This window comes from Flavobacterium sp. 316, assembly GCF_000967805.1.
In the GTDB taxonomy this organism is placed as follows: domain Bacteria; phylum Bacteroidota; class Bacteroidia; order Flavobacteriales; family Flavobacteriaceae; genus Flavobacterium; species Flavobacterium sediminilitoris.
In genome coordinates, this window is sequence record NZ_JYGZ01000007.1 from 177,731 (window position 1) to 198,954 (window position 21,224).

The 21,224-nt window shown below is 30.1% G+C and carries 20 protein-coding genes and 1 tRNA gene; 7 read left to right on the plus strand and 14 right to left on the minus strand.

Annotated features, from left to right (window positions below):
- Nucleotides 1-22: 22 nt before the first annotated feature.
- Together SY27_RS15990 and rocD are read left to right on the plus strand one after the other, a co-directional pair.
- Nucleotides 23-568 carry a DUF1697 domain-containing protein gene (locus SY27_RS15990; protein WP_045972196.1) on the plus strand — a complete coding sequence of 182 codons (546 nt, stop codon included), beginning with the start codon at nucleotides 23-25 and terminating at the stop codon, nucleotides 566-568.
- A 129-nt stretch (nucleotides 569-697) separates the two neighbouring features.
- Entirely contained in the window at nucleotides 698-1,942 is a 1,245-nt protein-coding gene (gene rocD, locus SY27_RS15995) for an ornithine--oxo-acid transaminase (RefSeq protein ID WP_045972198.1), read from the plus strand.
- 47 nt (nucleotides 1,943-1,989) lie between these two features.
- On the opposite strand, the gene SY27_RS16000 is transcribed toward rocD, so the two are convergent.
- From SY27_RS16000 to rsfS, 8 genes are all read right to left on the minus strand, one after another.
- Complete coding sequence (locus tag SY27_RS16000) at nucleotides 1,990-2,565, minus strand: uracil-DNA glycosylase family protein (protein WP_045972200.1); 576 nt, start codon at nucleotides 2,563-2,565, stop codon at nucleotides 1,990-1,992.
- A gap of 11 nt (nucleotides 2,566-2,576) precedes the next feature.
- Nucleotides 2,577-3,350 (minus strand): superoxide dismutase, encoded by a 774-nt coding sequence (locus SY27_RS16005; protein ID WP_045972202.1) that lies wholly within the window; start codon nucleotides 3,348-3,350, stop codon nucleotides 2,577-2,579.
- Nucleotides 3,347-3,625 (minus strand): acyl-CoA-binding protein, encoded by a 279-nt coding sequence (locus SY27_RS16010; RefSeq protein WP_045972204.1) that lies wholly within the window; start codon nucleotides 3,623-3,625, stop codon nucleotides 3,347-3,349. Before SY27_RS16010 ends, SY27_RS16005 begins: the two co-directional genes overlap by 4 nt.
- On the minus strand, nucleotides 3,626-4,276 hold the full coding sequence (locus SY27_RS16015) for a phosphatidylserine decarboxylase family protein (RefSeq protein WP_045972206.1): 651 nt from the start codon (nucleotides 4,274-4,276) through the stop codon (nucleotides 3,626-3,628). It abuts the gene before it with no gap.
- Entirely contained in the window at nucleotides 4,266-5,072 is an 807-nt protein-coding gene (locus SY27_RS16020) for a phosphatidate cytidylyltransferase (protein WP_045972209.1), read from the minus strand. Before SY27_RS16020 ends, SY27_RS16015 begins: the two co-directional genes overlap by 11 nt.
- A 1-nt stretch (nucleotide 5,073) precedes the next feature.
- Nucleotides 5,074-5,676 (minus strand): lactate utilization protein B/C, encoded by a 603-nt coding sequence (locus SY27_RS16025; protein WP_045972211.1) that lies wholly within the window; start codon nucleotides 5,674-5,676, stop codon nucleotides 5,074-5,076.
- A 105-nt stretch (nucleotides 5,677-5,781) separates the two neighbouring features.
- Nucleotides 5,782-7,710 (minus strand): ATP-dependent zinc metalloprotease FtsH, encoded by a 1,929-nt coding sequence (gene ftsH / locus SY27_RS16030; protein ID WP_045972213.1) that lies wholly within the window; start codon nucleotides 7,708-7,710, stop codon nucleotides 5,782-5,784.
- Nucleotides 7,711-7,717: 7 nt separating this feature from the next.
- Entirely contained in the window at nucleotides 7,718-8,086 is a 369-nt protein-coding gene (gene rsfS / locus SY27_RS16035; protein WP_045972215.1) for a ribosome silencing factor, read from the minus strand.
- Between the two features lie 94 nt (nucleotides 8,087-8,180).
- Here rsfS and SY27_RS16040 point away from each other — a divergent pair, with 94 nt between their 5' ends.
- Both SY27_RS16040 and ccsA read left to right on the plus strand, forming a co-directional pair.
- Complete coding sequence (locus SY27_RS16040) at nucleotides 8,181-8,906, plus strand: biotin--[acetyl-CoA-carboxylase] ligase (protein WP_045972217.1); 726 nt, start codon at nucleotides 8,181-8,183, stop codon at nucleotides 8,904-8,906.
- A gap of 101 nt (nucleotides 8,907-9,007) precedes the next feature.
- The gene (gene ccsA, locus SY27_RS16045) at nucleotides 9,008-12,184 is read left to right on the plus strand and encodes a cytochrome c biogenesis protein (protein ID WP_045972219.1); all 3,177 of its coding nucleotides are present in this window, start codon (nucleotides 9,008-9,010) and stop codon (nucleotides 12,182-12,184) included.
- A gap of 286 nt (nucleotides 12,185-12,470) precedes the next feature.
- Here ccsA and SY27_RS16050 read toward each other — a convergent pair whose 3' ends face one another.
- Complete coding sequence (locus SY27_RS16050; RefSeq protein ID WP_045972221.1) at nucleotides 12,471-14,327, minus strand: DEAD/DEAH box helicase; 1,857 nt, start codon at nucleotides 14,325-14,327, stop codon at nucleotides 12,471-12,473.
- Between the two features lie 160 nt (nucleotides 14,328-14,487).
- Between SY27_RS16050 and SY27_RS16055 the strand changes: the two genes are divergently transcribed.
- Nucleotides 14,488-15,093: a trimeric intracellular cation channel family protein gene (locus SY27_RS16055; protein ID WP_045972223.1), complete on the plus strand. Its 606-nt coding sequence runs from the start codon at nucleotides 14,488-14,490 to the stop codon at nucleotides 15,091-15,093.
- Here SY27_RS16055 and SY27_RS16060 read toward each other — a convergent pair.
- A complete protein-coding gene (locus SY27_RS16060; protein ID WP_045972225.1) occupies nucleotides 15,081-15,665 on the minus strand; it encodes a non-canonical purine NTP diphosphatase in 585 nt (194 codons plus the stop codon). The two genes, SY27_RS16055 and SY27_RS16060, sit on opposite strands and share 13 nt — an antisense overlap.
- Before the next feature lie 22 nt (nucleotides 15,666-15,687).
- Nucleotides 15,688-16,563 carry a lysophospholipid acyltransferase family protein gene (locus tag SY27_RS16065; protein WP_045972227.1) on the minus strand — a complete coding sequence of 292 codons (876 nt, stop codon included), beginning with the start codon at nucleotides 16,561-16,563 and terminating at the stop codon, nucleotides 15,688-15,690.
- Nucleotides 16,564-16,660: 97 nt separating this feature from the next.
- Here SY27_RS16065 and SY27_RS16070 point away from each other — a divergent pair, with 97 nt between their 5' ends.
- On the plus strand, nucleotides 16,661-17,299 hold the full coding sequence (locus tag SY27_RS16070; protein ID WP_045972229.1) for a rhomboid family intramembrane serine protease: 639 nt from the start codon (nucleotides 16,661-16,663) through the stop codon (nucleotides 17,297-17,299).
- 43 nt (nucleotides 17,300-17,342) lie between these two features.
- Nucleotides 17,343-18,032 carry an SIMPL domain-containing protein gene (locus tag SY27_RS16075; protein ID WP_045972231.1) on the plus strand — a complete coding sequence of 230 codons (690 nt, stop codon included), beginning with the start codon at nucleotides 17,343-17,345 and terminating at the stop codon, nucleotides 18,030-18,032.
- Nucleotides 18,033-18,241: 209 nt separating this feature from the next.
- Here the strand turns inward: SY27_RS16075 and SY27_RS16080 are convergent.
- From SY27_RS16080 to SY27_RS16090, 3 genes are all read right to left on the minus strand, one after another.
- Nucleotides 18,242-18,325: transfer RNA gene (locus tag SY27_RS16080), tRNA-Tyr, on the minus strand.
- A gap of 164 nt (nucleotides 18,326-18,489) precedes the next feature.
- Complete coding sequence (locus SY27_RS16085; protein WP_045972233.1) at nucleotides 18,490-19,611, minus strand: TlpA disulfide reductase family protein; 1,122 nt, start codon at nucleotides 19,609-19,611, stop codon at nucleotides 18,490-18,492.
- 134 nt (nucleotides 19,612-19,745) lie between these two features.
- The gene (locus tag SY27_RS16090; RefSeq protein WP_045972236.1) at nucleotides 19,746-21,155 is read right to left on the minus strand and encodes a rhodanese-like domain-containing protein; all 1,410 of its coding nucleotides are present in this window, start codon (nucleotides 21,153-21,155) and stop codon (nucleotides 19,746-19,748) included.
- Between the last annotated feature and the right edge of the window lie 69 nt (nucleotides 21,156-21,224).

Sequence of the window (21,224 nt, forward strand, 5' to 3'; positions counted from 1 at the left end):
GACATAACAAAAAAATAATTTCATGATAACTCATTTAGCACTTTTAAGAGGCATCAATGTTTCAGGACACAATATGATAAAAATGGATGCGTTAAAAAAGGCATTAGAAAATATAGGTTTTCAAAATGTGCGTACTTATATTCAAACAGGAAATGTTTTTATAGATACTGAAGAAAAAAATGGTGGTTCAGTAGGGTTTCAGATTAAGCAAGAAATTTTTAAAGTCTTTGGTCATGAAGTTCCTGTAATTGTTATTGGTAAATCAGATTTAGAAGCTTGTTTTAGTAATAATCAGTTTCTTAAAGATAAAGAATGTGATACCAAAAAACTATATGTTGCATTTATTTCGAAAGAATTAGCAGATGGAGCTATGAATGATTTGAAAATGAGTCAGGTGAAACCAGATGAAGCACAAATAGATAGCAGTCGTATTTTTATAAAGTATGCAGTAGGAGCAGGGAAAACAAAGTTTGATCAAAAATATATTGAAAAAAAACTGAGCGTAACAGCAACTATTCGAAATTGGAATACTGTTACTAAATTATTAGAAATGTATGATGCTTCATAATATTTGATATAATATTAAAGTTTTTATATCATGGCACTCTGAACTAAAATTTTTACATTTGTATTTAAGGATGATTTCTCTCCTGTTTTCAAGAAGGAATTGAAGATTTAATAATCTAATAAATTTATCATGTCAGTTTTAGAAAAAATGAGCTCGGCAGAAGCTATCGCACTAGAAAATAAGTATGGTGCACACAATTATCATCCATTACCAGTAGTTTTAAGCAAAGGAGACGGTGTCTATGTTTGGGATGTTGAAGGGAAAAAATATTATGATTTTCTTTCGGCTTACTCAGCAGTAAACCAAGGACATTGTCATCCAAAAATTGTTGGAGCAATGATGGAACAAGCACAAACATTAACATTAACATCGAGAGCATTTTATAATGACAAACTTGGTGTTTATGAAAAATACATAACAGATTTCTTTGGATTTGATAAAGTATTACCAATGAATACAGGTGCAGAAGCTGTTGAAACGGCTTTGAAGATTTGTAGAAAATGGGCTTATGAAAAGAAAGGAATTGATGAGAATGAAGCGCAAATAATTGTTTGTGAAAACAATTTCCATGGTAGGACAACAACTATTATTTCATTTTCTAATGATGAAAACGCACGTAAAAATTTCGGACCTTATACTGCCGGATTTATAAAAATCCCTTATGATGATATTGAAGCTTTAGAGAAAGCAATTACATCGTCTAAAAACATTGCAGGTTTCTTAGTAGAGCCTATTCAAGGTGAAGCAGGAGTTTATGTACCAACAGATGGATATTTAACAAAAGCAAAAGCACTTTGTGAAGCTAATAATGTTTTGTTTATAGCTGATGAAGTACAAACAGGTGTTGCTAGAACAGGAAAGTTATTAGCAGTAAATCATGAAAATGTACAACCTGATGTTTTAATTCTTGGTAAAGCATTATCAGGAGGTGTTTATCCAGTATCGGCAGTTTTAGCAAATGATGATATCATGAATGTTATTAAACCAGGACAACATGGATCAACATTTGGAGGAAATCCTATTGCAGCAGCAGTTGCTATTGCAGCATTAGAAGTGGTTAAAAATGAGAATTTAGCTGAAAATGCAGAAGTGTTAGGAGAATTATTCCGTTCAGAATTAAATAAATATATTGCAGATAGTAAAATTTGTTCTTTAGTAAGAGGAAAAGGTTTATTGAATGCAATTGTAATTAATGATGAGGAAGAGAGTGAAACAGCTTGGAATATTTGTATGGCATTGCGCGATAATGGATTGTTAGCAAAACCAACACATGGTAATATTATCCGATTTGCACCACCATTAGTAATGAATAAAGAGCAGTTGCTTGATTGTGTTCGTATTATTACAGAAACATTGAAAGCCTTTGAAAAATAAAATATAAATATTTTTTATAGAAAAGTCCAATCTAACGATTGGACTTTTTATTTTGATAGAATAGAGGTTACTTTTTTTCTTAATATTGGAATAACACTTTCTTCAAACCATTGATTTTTTTGTAGCCAAAATCTATTTCTAGGAGAAGGATGAGGTAGCGGAAAATATTTTGGTAAATATTCTTCAAATGAACTTACTGTTTCTGTTAAAGTGGCTTTGTTCTTGTTATTCAAATAATACTTTTGCGAATATTGACCTATAAGTAATATTAATTCTAAATCAGGCATTTGAATTAGTAATTTTTCATGCCAAAGTGGAGCACATTCTTTTCTAGGAGGTAAATCTCCCGTTTTTCCTTTTCCAGGATAACAAAACCCCATAGGAACAATGGCAATTTTTGAAGTATCGTAAAATACATCATTAGAAATGTTAAGCCATTTGCGTAATTGATTTCCACTAGGGTCATTCCAAGGAATTCCTGTTTGGTGTACTTTTGTGCCAGGAGCTTGTCCAATAATTAGGATTTTAGCTGTTTTACTTGCTCTTACTACTGGATTAGGACCTAGTGGTAAAAATGTAGCGCAATGAGTGCAATTTGATATGTCGGTTAGTAATTTTTGCATAAAAAAATCCGCTATTGCGGATTGGTTGGTATTATATCATTATATTTTTTTGAAACAACTGTCCAGTTAATAATTTCAAAAACAGACTCTATATATGTTCTTCTATTATTTTGATATTTTAAATAATAAGCATGTTCCCATAAATCAATACCAAGTATTGGTTTACCTTTTATCTTGAAATCACTCATTAACGGATTATCTTGATTGTTTGAAGTCGTAATTTCGAGTTTACCATCTTTTTTTACAATTAACCAAATCCATCCTGATCCAAAATGTTTGTTTGCTTCACTAATAAATTTGTTTTTGAATAAATTAAAAGATGTAAAGTCAGTATTTATAGCTTTTGAAAGGTTATCTTTTGGTGATTTTGCTCCTTTTGGTGTCAAGATTTCAAAAAATAAAGAATGATTGTAATAACCACCAGCATTATTTTTTAAATCATTATTTTTTTCATTTGAAAACAGTAGAAGTTCTTCTATATTTTTATCTTGCCAATCAGGATTATTAGCAATTAGTTTGTTTAATGTATTGGTATAACTCAAATAGTGTTTTGTATAATGAATTTCCATAGTTTTACCATCAATTGAAGGTTCTAAAGCATCAAAAGGGTAATTGATTTTAAATAATTGGAAAGGTCCACTATTTGTTTTTGTATCTGATGGATTACTATAAACAACAGAAGTTTCTATTTCTGGCTCAGGAAGTTGTACTTCAACTAAATTGTTGTTTTCCTTGCAAGAGTTTAGTAAAAATAAGATAGGTAATACAACGTAGAAGTGTTTCATAAATTTCGCTCTTTCATAAGTTGATTAATGATATCTATATATTGTTGCTTTGCCTCACTTATTGATAGATGTTTTACTTGCATCCAAGCATTTAGCTTGAATGCATTTATTAAATCTTGTGGATTTTGAAAATAGATATTTGTTATACCGCTAGTTGCTTGTTTATATAAACCATATAATACTAGCTGTGTATCTTGCGGAACTGACTCTTGAGGAATTTTATTTGCATTCTCAAAAGCTTCATCAAATAATATGTCTAAATTCTTATTACTCATCTATTTTTTGCAGATGATGGTTTTTGCTCCAATTGCTTTTTCTCCAAGTTTTACATTTACTTCAGTTCCAAGTGGTAAATAAATATCCACTCTTGAACCAAATTTAATAAAACCAGCGTCTTTTCCTTGTACTACTCTCATGCCTTCTTCTGCGTAGTTTATAATTCTACGAGCTAATGCTCCGGCAATTTGACGATACATTACTTCTCCGTATACACGATTGTTTATAACAACTGTTGTACGTTCGTTTTCTTCACTTGCTTTTGGATGCCAAGCAACCAAATATTTACCAGGGTGGTATTTACTATATTTTACTATTCCATTTAATGCATATCTTGTAACATGGACATTTATTGGAGACATAAAAATGGATACCATTAATCGTTTGTCTTTGAAATATTCAGGTTCAAAAACTTCTTCAATTACAACTACTTTTCCATCAACAGGTGCAAGAATATGATTGTCACTGTTGTCAGTTTCTCTTTTAGGATTTCTAAAGAACTGAAGTATTAGGATAAGAAAAACTAATGATAATATAATTATCGCATTTCTCAACCAGTTAATTGAAATAAAAGCATCGCTTAAAAAGATTATACCTACTACTAATGTAAGTGTAATTAAAATGATCTTGGCACCTTCTTTATGAAACATAATTTAAAATTAAATAAAATAAATATATAAATGGAACTACAAATATAATACTATCTAGTCTATCTAGTATGCCACCATGACCAGGCATTATATTTCCGCTGTCTTTAATTTCTGCAACTCTTTTGAATTTAGATTCTATTAAGTCTCCTAATGTACTGAAAACGCTTACAATAATAGAAATAATTAACCAAATATATAAAGTAGCATGTAAATAATATTTTGCTAATAAATAACCACAAATTGCTGAAAAAATTAAACCACCTATAAATCCTTCAATTGTTTTTTTGGGAGATATGGTAGGGAATAATTTATTTTTTCCGATATTTTTCCCTACTAAGTAGGCAAATGTGTCATTGGTCCAGATTAAGATAAAAATTGTAATTAAAATCTTTGGGTTATATTTATTTCCAACACCTATAGGAACTTTCGCTATTAAAATAAAAGGGAGAATAATATAGCCAATTAAATAGGCATATTTCCAAAGAGTTGAAATAGTATTTATTTTTTTATTGAATAGAAAATACAATAAACGAAATGAAATGAATATTGTAAAAATAGTAATAGGTTGATCTATTTTTTGAATATATTTTGTTTTATCTATTACAATATAAAGTGCTATTGCAATTACAACGTTGATTAAGAAATTTAATTTTTGCATTTTGCAAAATTCGTAAACAGCAATTGCTAGAAAGATACCAAATAAAATATTGAAACTTATTTGCGAATATAAGATACAACCTAATAGTAAAAAAATATAAACAGCACCCGAAATTGCTCTTTTTAAAGTTTCATTCATCTTAAAGATCTTCAAATAAAAGCAAATATAAGTTTTTATGACAACTTCCATAATGTAAAAAGTCTTCTTCTTTTGCTTTTTCGAAGTATTTTATGGTCGTAATATTAGATGGATATTCTTTGTCGTATTTGTTTTTTATAATTCTTAACCCATCTCCTTTGCTTGTTACTAACTGACTTGTAGTCGCTAGTACAATCATATTTGTAGGTAAATCATTTGGTTTAAAATGCCTAAATTGATTGGATGAAAACAAAATTGAACCTTCGTCAGCAATTAAATTTTCACAAGTTGAAAAATAAAAAACAGGGTTTTTAGGAGCATTTTTATAATCTAACTTATTCTCATCTAATAAATGAAAAAGTTTTGATTCATGACAAATGACTTCGCTTTCAAACCAATCATTCTCTTCTAATATATTGATGAAATTTTCAGAAACCTCATTTAGGTTTTCACAATAAATAAATTTTCCTCCATTCTTTTTGAAATTATGGGTAAACATTTCATCAATAGGTAGTTTTACTTCTGGAGCATAAGGACTGACTTCTTCATCCTTATTCTCAGGAGTATTTCCTGTGTTTCCAAAAATTTTTCTGAAAAGACTCATTTAAATTTTGTAGGTGATTGTTATTAGCGAAACACCAAAGATAAAAAAAAACTTAGTCCTTTTTAGTAAAGAGCTAAGTTTTTTTGATATTTGGTTATAAAAGTTTTATTCTGGAGATTCTTCAGTTGTAATTTCAATTACTTTTTCATGTGGTCTATTCCCAAAAATAGCCTCTAAGTCGTCTTTGAATATTACTTCTTTTTCAATTAAGATATCTGCTAACTGAATTAGTTTGTCTTTATTGTCTTCTAATAATTGAATAGCTCTTGTATATTGATCTTCTATTAATTTAGAAATTTCAGTATCAATTACCCTTGCAGTATCTTCTGAATATGGTTTTGAAAAATTATACTCACTTTGTCCTGACGAATCATAATATGTGATGTTTCCTAATTTTTCATTTAAGCCATAAACAGTTACCATTGCTCTAGCTTGTTTGGTTACTTTTTCTAAGTCGCTTAATGCACCTGTAGAAATTTTGTTAAAAATAACTTTTTCAGCCGCTCTTCCTCCCATTGTAGCACACATTTCGTCAAGCATTTGTTCAGGTCGAACAATTAAGCGTTCTTCTGGTAAATACCATGCAGCTCCTAAACTTTGTCCTCTAGGTACTATGGTTACTTTTACTAATGGTGCTGCGTGTTCAAGCATCCAACTAACAGTTGCGTGTCCGGCTTCATGAATGGCAATAGCTCTTTTCTCTTCCGGAGTAACAATTTTATTTTTCTTTTCAAGTCCACCCACAATTCTATCAACAGCATCTAAGAAATCTTGTTTATCCACTGCTTTTTTGTCTTTTCTAGCTGCAATTAATGCCGCTTCATTACAAACATTTGCTATGTCAGCACCAGAAAACCCAGGTGTTTGTTTTGCTAAAAATTCAGTGTCTAATTCTTCAGATTTTTTTATTGGTTTTAAATGAACCTCAAATATTTCTTTACGTTCTCTAATGTCTGGAAGATCTACATAAATTTGTCTGTCAAAACGTCCAGCTCTCATTAAAGCTTTATCTAGTACATCTGCTCGGTTTGTAGCGGCTAATACAATAACATTTGTATTTGTACCAAAACCATCCATTTCAGTTAATAATTGATTTAAAGTGTTTTCACGTTCATCGTTACCACCTGACATGTTGCTTTTTCCACGAGCTCTACCAACAGCATCAATTTCATCAATAAAAATGATTGCTGGTGATTTTTCTTTAGCTTGTTTAAATAAGTCTCTTACTCTTGAAGCACCTACACCTACAAACATTTCAACGAAATCTGAACCAGATAATGAGAAGAACGGTACTTTTGCTTCACCTGCAACGGCTTTAGCTAATAATGTTTTCCCAGTTCCTGGAGGTCCTACAAGTAAGGCTCCTTTTGGTATTTTTCCTCCTATAGAAGTATATTTTTCTGGATTTTTTAGAAATTCAACAATTTCTTCAATCTCTTCTTTTGCACCTTCAAGTCCAGCAACATTTTCAAAAGTGACTTTTACATCATTTTTTTCATCAAATAATTTGGCTTTAGATTTTCCAATGCTAAATATTTGACCACCTCCACCACCAGATCCACCAGACATTCGTCTCATCATAAAAATCCATAAACCTGCTATAAGAATAAATGGAAGTAATATAGAAAATACTTCGCCCCAAATTCCATCAGGTTCTTTAGAATAATCATCTAATAGTCCTTTTTTATGAGCTTCTGCTAAGTTTTTTTGAAATAATTCTAAATTACCTATTTCAACAAAATAGTGAGGTCCTTTTTCGTTAAGTTTACCCAACATATTATCTTTAGCATTTGCATGTTCTTTGTTGCCTAATGCTTCTTTTTTAAGATAAATTTGCGCTTTCGTATTGCTAAAAATTACTTTCTCGACTTGATTTGAATCTAAAAAGTCGTAAAATTTAGATAATGTTGCTGGTTTAGGATTGCTAAAATCAATTCCGTTGCCAAAAACATTTATTAGTAACAATATTCCAATAATTAATCCGTACACTAACCACGGACTAACCTTGAATTTTGGGTTTTTATTCTCAGACATAATTTTTTTAGTATTTACTTTCTATTGAAGTTATTTTAGCATCACCCCAAAGGCTTTCAATGTTGTAATACTCACGAATGTGCGTTTGGAAAACATGAACTACTATGTTCACAAAATCCATTAAAACCCATTCTGCATTTTCCATGCCTTCTACGTGCCATGGTTTTTCTTTAAGCTCTTTTGATACTACTTTTTGTATAGAATTTGCGATTGCAACGACTTGAGTGTTTGAGTTTCCATTACATACAATGAAATAATCGCATACTGTATTTTCAATTTCTCTTAAATCTAGGATATCTATATCAGCACCTTTTACATCTTCAATTCCTTTAATGATATTTGCTAATAAATCGTCGTTATTATTACTTTTTGCCATTTAAAATTTTTAAGTTTATGCAAAGTTATCATTTTTTGTCTTTATTTTTGAACCTTAACATAAGATTAAAATTAAAACTTTACATTTTTACTAAATGAACATCATCAAACTCAATGCCATAGCTTCTACAAATGATTTTTTAAGACAGATGTCAGCTAAGGAAATGGTTGAAAATTTTACAGTAGTAGTCGCAGAAAACCAGCTAAATGGAAAAGGTCAAAGAGGTTCAGTGTGGGTTTCTGAAAACGGTAAAAACCTAACGTTTAGTGTGTTTGTTAAAGATTTTCAGGTAGATGTATCTTCTATTTATTTAATTAATATTATAGTTCCAATAACAATTATAGAGGTTTTGACGGAGTTAAAATTAGTTGATTTAGCCATTAAATGGCCAAACGACATTTTGTCAGAGAATAAAAAAATTGGCGGAATTTTAATTGAAAATGCTATAAAGTCAGATGGAATGATTCAAACTGTAGTCGGAATTGGGTTAAATATAAATCAAATGAGTTTTGATAATTTACCACAAGCATCTTCATTAGCAATATTAAAAAAGGAAGAATTTGATAAAGATTTAATTTTAAAACAAATTATTGAAAGACTAAAATATAATATGACTCGAATAGGAGATAAGTCATATTTTTGGGATAAATATAATAATCTTCTGTTTAGAAAAGATATTCCTACTGTATTTGTAAATAATACAAATCAAAAATTTATGGCAATTGTGAAAGGAGTTACCAACAATGGAAAACTACAATTACTTTTGGAAGATGATACAATAAATGAATATGACATAAAAGAAGTAAAAATGCTTTATTAAAGTATGAATACTTAAAACTTAATAAAGACTTGTTAAACTTAATAAAAAAGTTTTTGTTTTTAAGTACTTTTGCAATCGTTTTAACTTACTACATCTAAAAAATGGATAAAAAAATATTCTCGTTCTTATTCTCAACACGATTAATGGCTGTTTTATTCATTGTTATGATAATAGCAATGGCAGCAGGAACTTTTATTGAAGATGCTTATAACACCGATACAGCTCGTATAATTGTTTACAACGCATGGTGGTTTGAAGTGATAATGGTATTCTTTGTGATTAATTTCATTGGAAATATCAAACGTTATCAATTGTATAAAAAAGAAAAGTGGGCAACACTTTTATTGCATTTATCTTTTATTTTTATAATTATAGGAGCTTTTATAACTCGATATATTAGTTATGAAGGAATGATGATTATAAGAGAAGGAGAATCGGAAAACAGAATGTATTCTGATAAAACGTATTTATCTGGTTTTGTAGACGGAGAGTATAATGGAGAAATGAAGCGTCGTTCTTTTGAAGAAGGTAGATATTTTGCTCCAGAAATAGAAAGTAATTGGTTTTTAAGTCTTTTCTTTTCGAATGATTTTTCAGTAAAGGGAGAATTTAATAAAATACCTTATGAAATTGAATATGATAATTATTTGATGAATGTTGCTCAAACTATTGAAGAAAATGAAAATGGAGAGCAATATATAAAAATGGTTGAATCTGGAGATGGAAATCGACATGAACATTTCTTAAAAGATGGTGAAGTTCAAAGTATTCATAATGTATTATTTGCTTTTAATAAATTTACACAAGGTGCTATTAATATTTCAAACTTAGAAGGAGCCTTGTTTATTCAGACTCCTTTTGAAGGAAGTTATATGAGAATGGCAGATCAGCAACAAGGGAGAGTAGTAAAAGATACTGTTCAACCTTTACAATTACGATCTCTTTATAATCTTGCAGGAACTCAATTTGTTTTTCCTGAACCACCTATTAAAGGTGAAATAACATATAAGTCAAACCATGATTTTAAAGATAAACAAACAGATGATGCTCTTTCTGTGACAATAAAAAGTCAAGGAAAAGAAGAAAAATTATTGTTAGTAGGAGCAAAAGGAAAGCAAGGAATTCCACAAACCATAAAGATAGGAGAATTAGAATTCACATTATTTTTTGGAAGTAAAGTGTATGAAGTTCCCTTCAAAATACAACTAGATGATTTTATTGCCGATAAATATCCTGGAACAGAAAAAAGTTATTCAGCATTTAAAAGTAAAATTGAAATACAAGATACAGAGCAGAATAATACATTCAAAGATAGTGTCTTTATGAATAATATTTTAGATTATAGAGGATATCGATTTTTTCAAGCAGGTTTTGATCCAGATGAAAAAGGGACACATTTGTCTGTAAATCACGATCAATGGGGAACATGGATAACTTATTTAGGCTATTTCTTATTGTACTTTGCTATGATGGTAATTTTGTTTGATAAGAATACTCGTTTTGGTGATTTGAAAAAGAAAATTGATAAAATAGGAGTGAAGAAAAAATCGTTAATGACTGTTCTTGTTCTTTTATTTTCATTTGTAGGTTTTTCTCAAGATAAAGAGCATAATCATCAAGAAACAGATGCTAAAAAAGTATTAGAATTTATTCAGAAGCATAAAGTAGATAAAGAACATGCTGCTGAGTTTGGTAAAATGGTAATTCAGGATTTAAGCGGAAGAATGAAACCTGTTAATACTTTTTCTTCTGAGTTGCTACGTAAAGTATCAAAAAGCGATTCGTATGAAGGATTAAATGCGGATCAGGCTTTTATTTCTATGACACAGTTTCCTCAATATTGGTATAATTTACCGATTATTTATTTAAAAAGAGGAAATGATAGTATTCGTAAAATTGCAGGAATAGATTCATCCGCAGAATACGCTTCACTAGTTAATTTCTTTGATAAAGAGGGCGCTTATAAATTGGCTCCTTTTTTAGAAGATGCCTATGGAGCTGCTGTTCCAAATAGTTTTCAGAAAGATTTTATTGAAACAGATAAAAAAGTAAACTTGTTGTATGATGCTTTAAGTGGTCAAATAATGAGAGTGTACCCAATTCCTAATGATAAAAATAATAAATGGGTTTCTTATTTAGAAATTAGTGAACCAACAGGAACAGCTTTGGATACAATTAAAACGGTAATGCCTTTTTATCTAAATGCAGTATCAAAAGCATCTGAAAGTAAGGATTATAAATTAGCAAGCTCATTGTTAACTGGGCTGAAAAATTATCAGCAAAAATATGGCGCTAAAGTAATGCTATCTGATGAAAAGATTAATTCTGAAATTATGTATAATAAGTACGATGTTTTCAAACGTTTGTATTATTTGTATATGTTAGCTGGAGTTTTAATGTTGGCTTTTACGATTGTTCAGTTATTTTCAAGTAAAAAATGGATAAATTATACTGTTAATTTCTTTCATGGGTTAATTATTTTCTTTTTCGTAATTCACACATTAGGATTAATAGCACGTTGGTATATTTCAGGTCATGCACCGTGGAGTGATGCTTATGAGAGTATGATATATGTAGCGTGGGCAACAATGTTCTTTGGTATTGCATTTGGTAGAAAATCACAATTAACATTAGCTTCAACAGCATTTGTAGCATCAATGATTTTGATGATTGCACATTGGAGTTGGATGGATCCAGCGATAGCTAATTTACAACCTGTATTAAATTCATATTGGTTAATGATACATGTTGCTGTAATTGTAGCTAGTTATGGACCATTTACTTTAGGAATGATTTTAGGAATAGTGGCTTTGTTCTTAATCTTATTTACTACAGAAAAAAATAAGGCAAAAATGAAATTGACTATTGATGAGTTGAGTTATATAAATGAAATGGCAATAACTGTTGGTTTAGTAATGCTAACTATTGGTAACTTTTTAGGAGGACAATGGGCAAATGAAAGTTGGGGGCGCTATTGGGGTTGGGATCCAAAAGAAACATGGGCATTAATCAGTATCTTTGTTTATGCTTTTGTAATTCATGCTAGATTAGTCCCAGGAATGCGAAGTAAATGGATTTATAATGTGATGAGTATTTTTGCATTTTATTCTATATTAATGACATATTTTGGTGTTAATTTTTATTTAACTGGAATGCATTCTTATGCAAGCGGGGAGAAAGTTGTAACACCTGTTTTTGTTTACGTTTCTCTTGCTTTTGTAGTTTTATTGAGCACAGTCTCTTATTCTCAGTATAGGAAGTATTATGTGAAGAAGTAAATGTTTTTTTAATAGTATTAAAAAAGCGTATTTATAAAATTTAGATTTTATCCAAAAACAAACCTCGTTTAAGCTTCTTAAACGAGGTTTGTTTGTTAAAAGATATTGTTGGTTATTCCTTTGTTCTATTAGATGCGAAATGTTTATACTAACAAATGGAATTGCAGATTCTTCTATTTTAAATTCAGAATTTCTGTTTATCTTATTAAAATAATAAAATGTTTAAACAAAAAAAACGGCTCTGTTATAGAGTCGTTTTTTATTTATATAAGAAATTTATATTTTCTTATTCGCTTCTTCTTGAACGTTTTGCTTTCTCGAAGAATTTAGAACCACCTTCAGATGAATTTCTAGAGCTTCTGTCGCTGCTTCTATCACCTCTTCTGTCGTTGTTTCTACTTTCGAATTTTCTATCACCACCAGAAGATCTTCTGTCTCCACCGCCACTATTTCTACGATCTCCACTTCCGCTTCTTCCGCTTCCACCGCTACGTCTTTCACCACCACGACCATTGTGATCTCTTCTTCTACTGCTGCTTCCACCATCATTTTTAGAAATCTCAACATTGATTTTTCTTCCTTCTAAGTTGAAAGCATTTAAGATTTCCATTACTTTAGGAGCAAGTGAAGCATCTGTATTAAAGAAAGAGAATCCTTCTTTTACGTCTACTTTGAAAACATCATCTCTACCTAGGTCTAATGTGTCTTTTAAGAAATCTTTCAATGACATCCAGTCAAAATTATCTCTAGAACCAATATTGATAAAGAAACGAACGGCACCATCTGTTGGAATAACACCTGCTTCTCTTCTTGTTCCTGGGTCAGAAGACAAATCTCTTGATTTTTTATAATAGTTGATAAAACGATTAAATTCTACCGATACCATTTTTTTGATTAATTCTTCTTTTGGTAAATCTTTTAAAACTTCTTCAATTGCAGGTAAGTAAGCATCAATTTCATGATCTACTTCTACATCTTTGATTCTGTTTGCTAAGTGGAATAATTGAATTTGACAAATTTCCATTCCAGAAGGAATTGGTTTTTCTTCAAATTTCATTTTAATAATACGCTCAATAGCTGATATTTTGCGTAATTCACTTTTTGTAATAATTACTAATGAAGTTCCTGATTTTCCAGCACGTCCTGTACGTCCAGAACGGTGTGTGTATGTTTCTACCTCGTCAGGAAGCTGATAGTTAATTACGTGAGTAATATCATCTACATCAATTCCACGAGCAGCAACATCTGTAGCAACAAGCATTTGGATTTGTCTTCCGCGGAAAGATTTCATTACACCATCACGTTGTGATTGAGATAAATCTCCATGTAATGCAGCAGCACTATAACCATCTTCAATTAATTTTTCAGCAACTGCTTGTGTGTCACGCTTTGTTCTACAAAAAACAACTGAAAAGATATCAGGATTTGCATCAGCTAAACGCTTTAATGCAGCATAACGATCACGAGCACTTACTAAATAAAATTCGTGAGAAACGTTTTCGTTACCTGAGTTTTTATGTCCTACAGTAATTTCTAAAGGTTTTCTCATGAAGTCTTTTGCAATACGTGCAACTTCTTGTGGCATTGTAGCCGAGAATAACCATGTACTTTTGTCTTTTGGTGTGTCTGATAAAATAGCAGTAATGTCTTCATAGAAACCCATGTTTAACATTTCATCTGCTTCATCTAGCACGCAATAGTTAATGTTCTTAATGTTAACCATATTACGGTTAATCATATCTTGCATTCTACCAGGAGTAGCTACAATAATTTGTGCACCTCTTCTAATTTGATTAGCTTGTTCAGTAATACTAGCACCTCCATAAATGGCAACGGTATTTAAACCTTTAATGTATTTTGAGTAAAGCTTAATTTCATTTGTAATTTGAAGACATAACTCTCTTGTAGGCGATAAAATTAAGGCTTGAGTATCTCTATTCTCAGCATCAATTTTTTGGATAAGTGGAAACCCAAACGCTGCAGTCTTACCAGTTCCGGTTTGAGCTAACGCTACAATGTCTGTGTCTTTTTCCAATAATAGGGGAATCGCTTTTTCCTGTACTTCCGATGGACTTTCAAATCCAAGGTCTTTGATCGCGAGCAGAAGCGATTCGTTTAGACCTAATTGTTCAAATTTATTCATGTATGTATTTAAAATTGGGTGCAAAGGTACTGTTTATTAATGAGATATGCTAATTTGTTTTAAAATGTTCAATTTCAGATTTTTGATATTAAAAAAGAATTGAAAAAACATTATTTTTTTATTCTCTAAACTTTATTTTTGCACAAAATATTAAATAAGGATGTTTCAATTATTAGATTTTATAGGAACTTTTGTGTTTGCTGTGTCAGGAGTATTAACTGCTTTAAATAAAAAATTAGATTTATTTGGAGTTTTTATTATTGCTTTTGTAACAGCATTAGGAGGAGGAACATTACGAGATATTTTAATTGGGAGAACTCCTGTGGGTTGGATGCAGAATTTACAATATGTTTATTTAATAGTTATTGGATTTATTATTGCAGTTGTTTTTAGGAAGAAATTAGATAGGTTGCGAATTTCAATGTTTTTGTTTGATACAATTGGATTAGGAATTTTTACTTTAATAGGACTAGAAAAAGGGATTGAAAAAGGGTTGCACCCTATTATTTGTATAGCGCTAGGTACTATAACTGCAACTTTTGGAGGTGTTATTAGAGATATTTTGTGTAATGAAATACCTGTTATCTTTAGAAGAGAAATTTATGCTACAGTGTGTTTGTTAGGTGGTGTTCTGTTTTTTATTTTGCAAGAATGTAATATAAATGATGATGCGTTATATTTGATTACATCTCTTTTTATGATTATTTTACGCCTTTTAGCAGTAAGGAATAAATGGTATTTACCAACATTACATCATAAAGTGTAATTGTTGTTTAAAAAGGTAATTAATTCTTTTGTTGCTTTCCCTCTATGGCTTAAGGTGGCTTTCTCGTCTAAATTCATTTCTGCAAAAGTCTTTTCATAATTTTCTGGAAGAAAGATAGGGTCATATCCAAAGCCTTGATTTCCTTTTTTATGTTCAATTATTGTACCTTTTGCAATACCAGTAAACAAGTGTTGAGTGTTGTTAATATTGAGTGCAATAACTGTTTTGAAATTTGCACTTCTATTGTTTTTATCTTGTAGTTCAGATAGAAGTTTGTTCATGTTGTCTTCCGAATTTTTTTGCTCTCCAGCATATCTTGCGGAATAAACTCCAGGCTCTCCATTCAGTGCGTCAACTTCTAGGCCAGTATCATCTGCAAAACAATTGTAACCGTATTTTTCTGTAATATAGTTTGCTTTAAGAATTGCATTTCCTTCAATTGTGTTTGCTGTTTCAGGAATATCTACAAAACAACCAATGTCTTCAAGACTTAATAAAGTTATTTCTTTAGGAAGCATTTGCTGAATTTCCGATATTTTATTTTTATTATTAGATGCGAAAACAAGTTTCATGATTACATTTTAAGTTGTTATTCTATATTTCTTTTTTATGCTTCCATCGTTTGTGAGTCCATAAATAATATTCAGGAGCTTCATAAATTTGTTCTTCCACTTTTCTTATGAAAGCATCGGAAATTTCAAAATTAGGAATTGATTTCGCATCTTCACTCATGACTTCTAAAGTAGCTTCGTAATAACCTCGCTTTACTTTCTTTGTTTTTAAGAAAACAACATTCATATCTAGTCGTTTTGAGATAATTTCAGCTCCAACATGAATAGGTGTTTCAATTCCCATAAAAGTTGACCAATGTGATTTTATTGATGACTTTGGAGATTGATCACTTGCAAATCCGTAAATTCCTAATATTCCATCTTTTTGATTTTGTTCAATGGTTGATATAGTATCTTTAGTAGTAATTAAAGTAGCCTTGAATTTTGAACGGATATCATGCACTAATTTGTCAAAATATTTATTAGATATTCTTTTATAGATTCCATATCCTTTAAATGTAATATGGTAATTCATTGAAATAACCCATTCGTAACTTGCATAGTGTGCGCAGAGTAATGCAATGCTTTTTTTCTTTTTTTCTAAATCCATATATACATCAAGGTTAATGAATTTATAGCGTTTTTCCATTTCTTTTCTTGAAATAGTCATTGTTTTTATCATTTCTAAAAACATGTCGCACATGTGAGAATAGAATTTTTTTTCAATATTTTTTCTTTCTTCAGTGCTTAGGTGTGGCAGTGCCATAGCTAGATTTTCTCGAACCACTTTTTTTCTATAACCAATAACTCTATAGACCATAAAATAAATAAAATCTGAGAATATATAAAGTAATCTAAAGGGTAATATTGATATTAAAAATAATAATGGATATAGTAGAATATATACAATTAATTGCATTGTTTTTTTATTTAAAAATATTTTACAAATATACTTCTTTAAAAGAATAAGGAAATACCTAAAGTATTATTAAATTTACAAAAAATAATAATTTAGGATGAGTTTACTATTAATAGTAATAATTGGAATTACCGCTTTGGTAAGTTATAAAGGCTTTAATGATTTCGATTTTTTTAGAAAATATGAATTTCATATTGGAAGTATTCGCGCTGGAGAACAAATTAGAATGATTACTTCTGGGTTTCTTCATGGAGATATTATGCATTTAGCATTTAACATGATAACACTTTATTTTTTTGCTCCTTATGTTCTGGCAAATCTTGGAGATGTGTATTTTTTATATGTCTATTTTGGAAGTATGATTGCAGGAAGTTTGTTAACGCTTTATTTGCATAAGAATGATTATTCATATAGAGCAATAGGTGCTTCTGGTGCAGTTATGGGAGTTATTTATAGTGCAATTTTGCTTAATCCTAATATGACTTTAGGGCTTTATTTTATTATTCCAATACCAGGTTATCTTTTTGGAATAGGGTATTTGTTGTATTCTATTTATGGAATGAAAGCAAAAAGAGATAATATAGGTCATACTGCGCATTTTGGTGGAGCAATAGGAGGATATTTAATTACACTTATGCGAGAGCCCGCTTTGTTGCAAACAAATACGAAGATGGTTATTTTGTTGACAATACCAATAATCGTATTATTTTATATGAATAAAACAAATAAATTATAGTTTGGCATAAGAATTGAATAAAAACAAATAAAATTAATATATCATGAAAAGAATAATTTTAGTATTAACACTTATTACAGTTATGGCTCAAGCACAAGACAACAAATTAGTTCCGCAAATTTCTGTATCAGGAGAAGGAAAAATTAAAGTAACTCCAGATGAAGTTTTAATTACTGTTGGAGTTGAAAATACAGGAAAAGATGCAACAGAAGTTAAAAAGAAAAATGATGAAACGGTAGATTTAGTTATTAAAGCAATTAAGAAAAGAGGAATTCCAACTTCTGACTTTCAATCTAATAGAGTTTCGTTGTTTAAGAACTATGATTATGCAACTAAAAAGAACAACTACGTTGCAAATCAAACAATTGTGATTCATTTAAAAGATTTATCAAAGTATGATGCTGTAATGATGGATTTAGTGGACAGTGGAATTAATCAAATTCAAGGTGTTCAATTTAAATCTTCAAAAATGGAACAATATGAAGCTGAAGCAAGAAAAAAAGCGGTTTTAGACGCTAAAAAGAAAGCGGAAGATTATGTTTCTGCATTAAATCAAAAAGTAGGTAAGGCTGTTTTAATTTCAGATAGCTCAAATGCTAGCTATTATCCGCAACCAATGTATAAAAATATGGCAGTATCTGCTGAAATGGATATGGGTGGATTTAAAGAGACTTTAGCTGTTGGAGAAATAGATATTACAGCAACTGTTTCTGTTAGTTTTATTTTAGAATAGAAAAAGAAGAATTTAATATTTAAAATCAAATCACTTAAGATAGAATCTTGAGTGATTTTTTTTGTTTTATCTGTAGAGTGAAATAGAAGAATATCTTGTTTTGTTACAAATAAGAATTAATTCATTGTATAAAAATGTAACACAAAGTATTTGGATTAATATAGGGTAATAAAAAAAGCGTTTAGATATGTCTAAACGCTTTTGGTTTTTGGTGGGGAGAGCAGGATTCGAACCTGCGAAGTTTTCACAGCAGATTTACAGTCTGCCCTCGTTGGCCGCTTGAGTATCTCCCCAACGCTGTGCTTGTTTCAGTAAGCGGTTGCAAATATAGGATGCTTTTTATAATAAACAAATATTTTTTTGAATATTTTTATAAAAAAAATGTAAGTATTTGTAAATGAAAAGTATAAAAAATCTCCTTAAAGGAGATTTTTTATTAATTATATTTTCACAAGGATTATTCACCTAAAAGCTCTTTTACTTTTGCTTTTAATTCATCACCTCTTAAATCTTTAGCTACGATATTTCCTTTTTCATCTAATATGAAAGTAGCAGGAATAGATTTAACATTGTATTGCTCTGCAATAGGATCTTGCCAAAATTTTAAATTTGAAACATGATTCCATGTTAAACCATCTTTTTCAATAGCTTCTTTCCATTTTGCGCCATCTTTATCTAAAGAAACACCAATTATATTTAAACCTTTATCATGATATTCATTGTATAATGCTACAACATTTGGGTTTTCAATTCTACAAGGACCACACCATGAAGCCCAAAAATCAATAATAGTAACTTTTCCTAAAGATTCTTTTAAAGAAATAGTCTTACCATCTGGTGATGGAGCAGAAAAATCAGGGGCTGGTTTACCAATAGCGATTGCAATAAAAGCATCAAGTGATTTTTTGATGTTTTTAGCACTTTTAGTTTCTAATAAATCTTTATCGAATTTCTCGTAATATCCTCTAACTTCGTCAGGAGTCATTGATTGGCTCATTAAGAAATTTTCAAGTAATAAAACAGAGATAAATGTTTTTGGATTGTTTTTTACGAAATCTTTAGATACATTACTCATTTCATCTTGAAAAGATTTATAATCATCCATTATTTTATTGATAGTTGCAGTATCTTGCGATTGTTGAGCAATTTGCATCTTTGACATGTTTTCTTTTTGAAATTGCATCATCTTTTTGTTCACAACAGTTGATTTGTCATTAAACTCTTGGAATTTTTCATTGTTTGCAGTTCCTTTAATTTTTGATTTTTGAATAGTATCTTTATCAAAAACAACTTCAATTTTTCCTTCTTCTAAAATAAAAGGCAAACTTTGCATTTCATTTTCAATTTTTAGGAAAGCAATGTCTAAATCTGTTGCAGTTCCTTTAAATTCAAACTTACCATCTGTCACAATAGCTGTATCTTTTGTAACGGGTTCTGCTTCACCACGTAGTTCAATAAAAACTTTTTTACCATTTTCAACTCCATTAACTGTTCCAGTAATGATGTATTGATTTTCTAGCGCTTTTTCACAAGAAATAAAAGCAAAAGCGGATGCTAATAATACTAAGATTTTCTTCATTATGTAATTGTATCGTTTAATTTAGTAGCAAATGTATTTATTTTTAAGGCTAATATTCAAAAATATGAATTAAATTTTTCACAAAAAAGTCAGGGTATTAACCTGACTTTGTATAATTTCAATTAAGATTATGTCTATTTTAATGTTGAAGGGCATACTCCTTCTACAAGTGGAATAGCTGTGTTTTTTATTCCAGACATTCCTGTTTCAATGTTTATCATATTGTGATATCCTCTTGATTTCATAATTGATGACCAAATTACAGAACGATAACCACCAGCACAATGTACATAAAAAGGTTCGTTTTTTGGTATTTCTGATAAATGATCGTTTAAGAAATCTAAAGGAATATTAGTAGCTCTATTTATGTGTAATGAAGAATATTCACCAGGTCTACGACAATCAATGATAGGTGTAGTTTCAAAACTTTTCTCAAATTCTTCAGGAGATACAGAGTGTATGGAATCGGTTTCGTATCCGGCTTTTACCCAAGAATCAATACCTCCTTTTAAATAACCTAGTGTGTTGTCAAATCCTACTCTAGATAAACGTGTTACAGTTTCTTCTTCTTGTCCTTCAGGAGTAATTAATAATATAGGTTGTTTCACATCTCTTACTAAAGCACCTACCCAAGGAGCAAATTGTCCATGTAATCCTATAAAAATTGAATTTGGAATGTGTGCTTTAACGAAATCAGTCTCATGTCTTACATCTAAAATAAGAGCTTCAGTTTGATTTGCAATAGCTTCAAAATCTTGTGGAGATAAAGGATTGTCTGCCTTCTCTTTAATACTGTCAAGACTTTCATATCCTTGAATATTCATTAAAACATTCTGAGGGAAATAGGCAGGAGGAGGGAGTAAACCATCTAATAGTTCCTTTTTAAAATCGTCTATTGTCATATTTGCTCTTAAAGCATAATTTGTTTTTTTCTGATTCCCTAATGTGTCTGTTGTTTCTTTGCTCATGTTTTTTCCACAAGCACTTCCAGCTCCATGATTTGGATATACTATTAAGTCATCTGATAAAGGCATTATTTTATCACGTAACGAATGAAATAAATATTCAGCTAATTTATCCTGTGTTAAATCTGCTACTAGTTTTTGTGCTAAATCAGGACGACCTACATCTCCAATGAATAATGTATCACCTGTAATTATTCCGTGTTGTTTTCCATTTTCATCAATTAAAAGATAGCAAGTACTTTCTAGAGTATGTCCTGGTGTGTGAATGGCTCTAATAGTATAATTTCCAACTTTAAATTCTTGATTGTCTGTAGCAATAATTGCTTCAAAATTAGGATTGGCTGTTGGTCCATAAACAATATTTGCTCCTGTTTTTTGAGCTAAATCTAAATGACCAGAAACGAAATCGGCATGGAAATGTGTTTCAAAAATATATTTTATTTTTGCTTTGTCTTTCTCTGATCTGTTTATATAAGGTTGAACCTCTCTAAGTGGATCAAATATTGCAGCTTCTCCATTGTTTTCTATATAATAAGCTGCATGAGCTATGCAACCAGTATAAATTTGTTCTATTTTCATGTGAATATTATTTTATATAAACAAAATTACAAATAATAAATTTTTAATGAAGTAACAAAGGTTACTTAA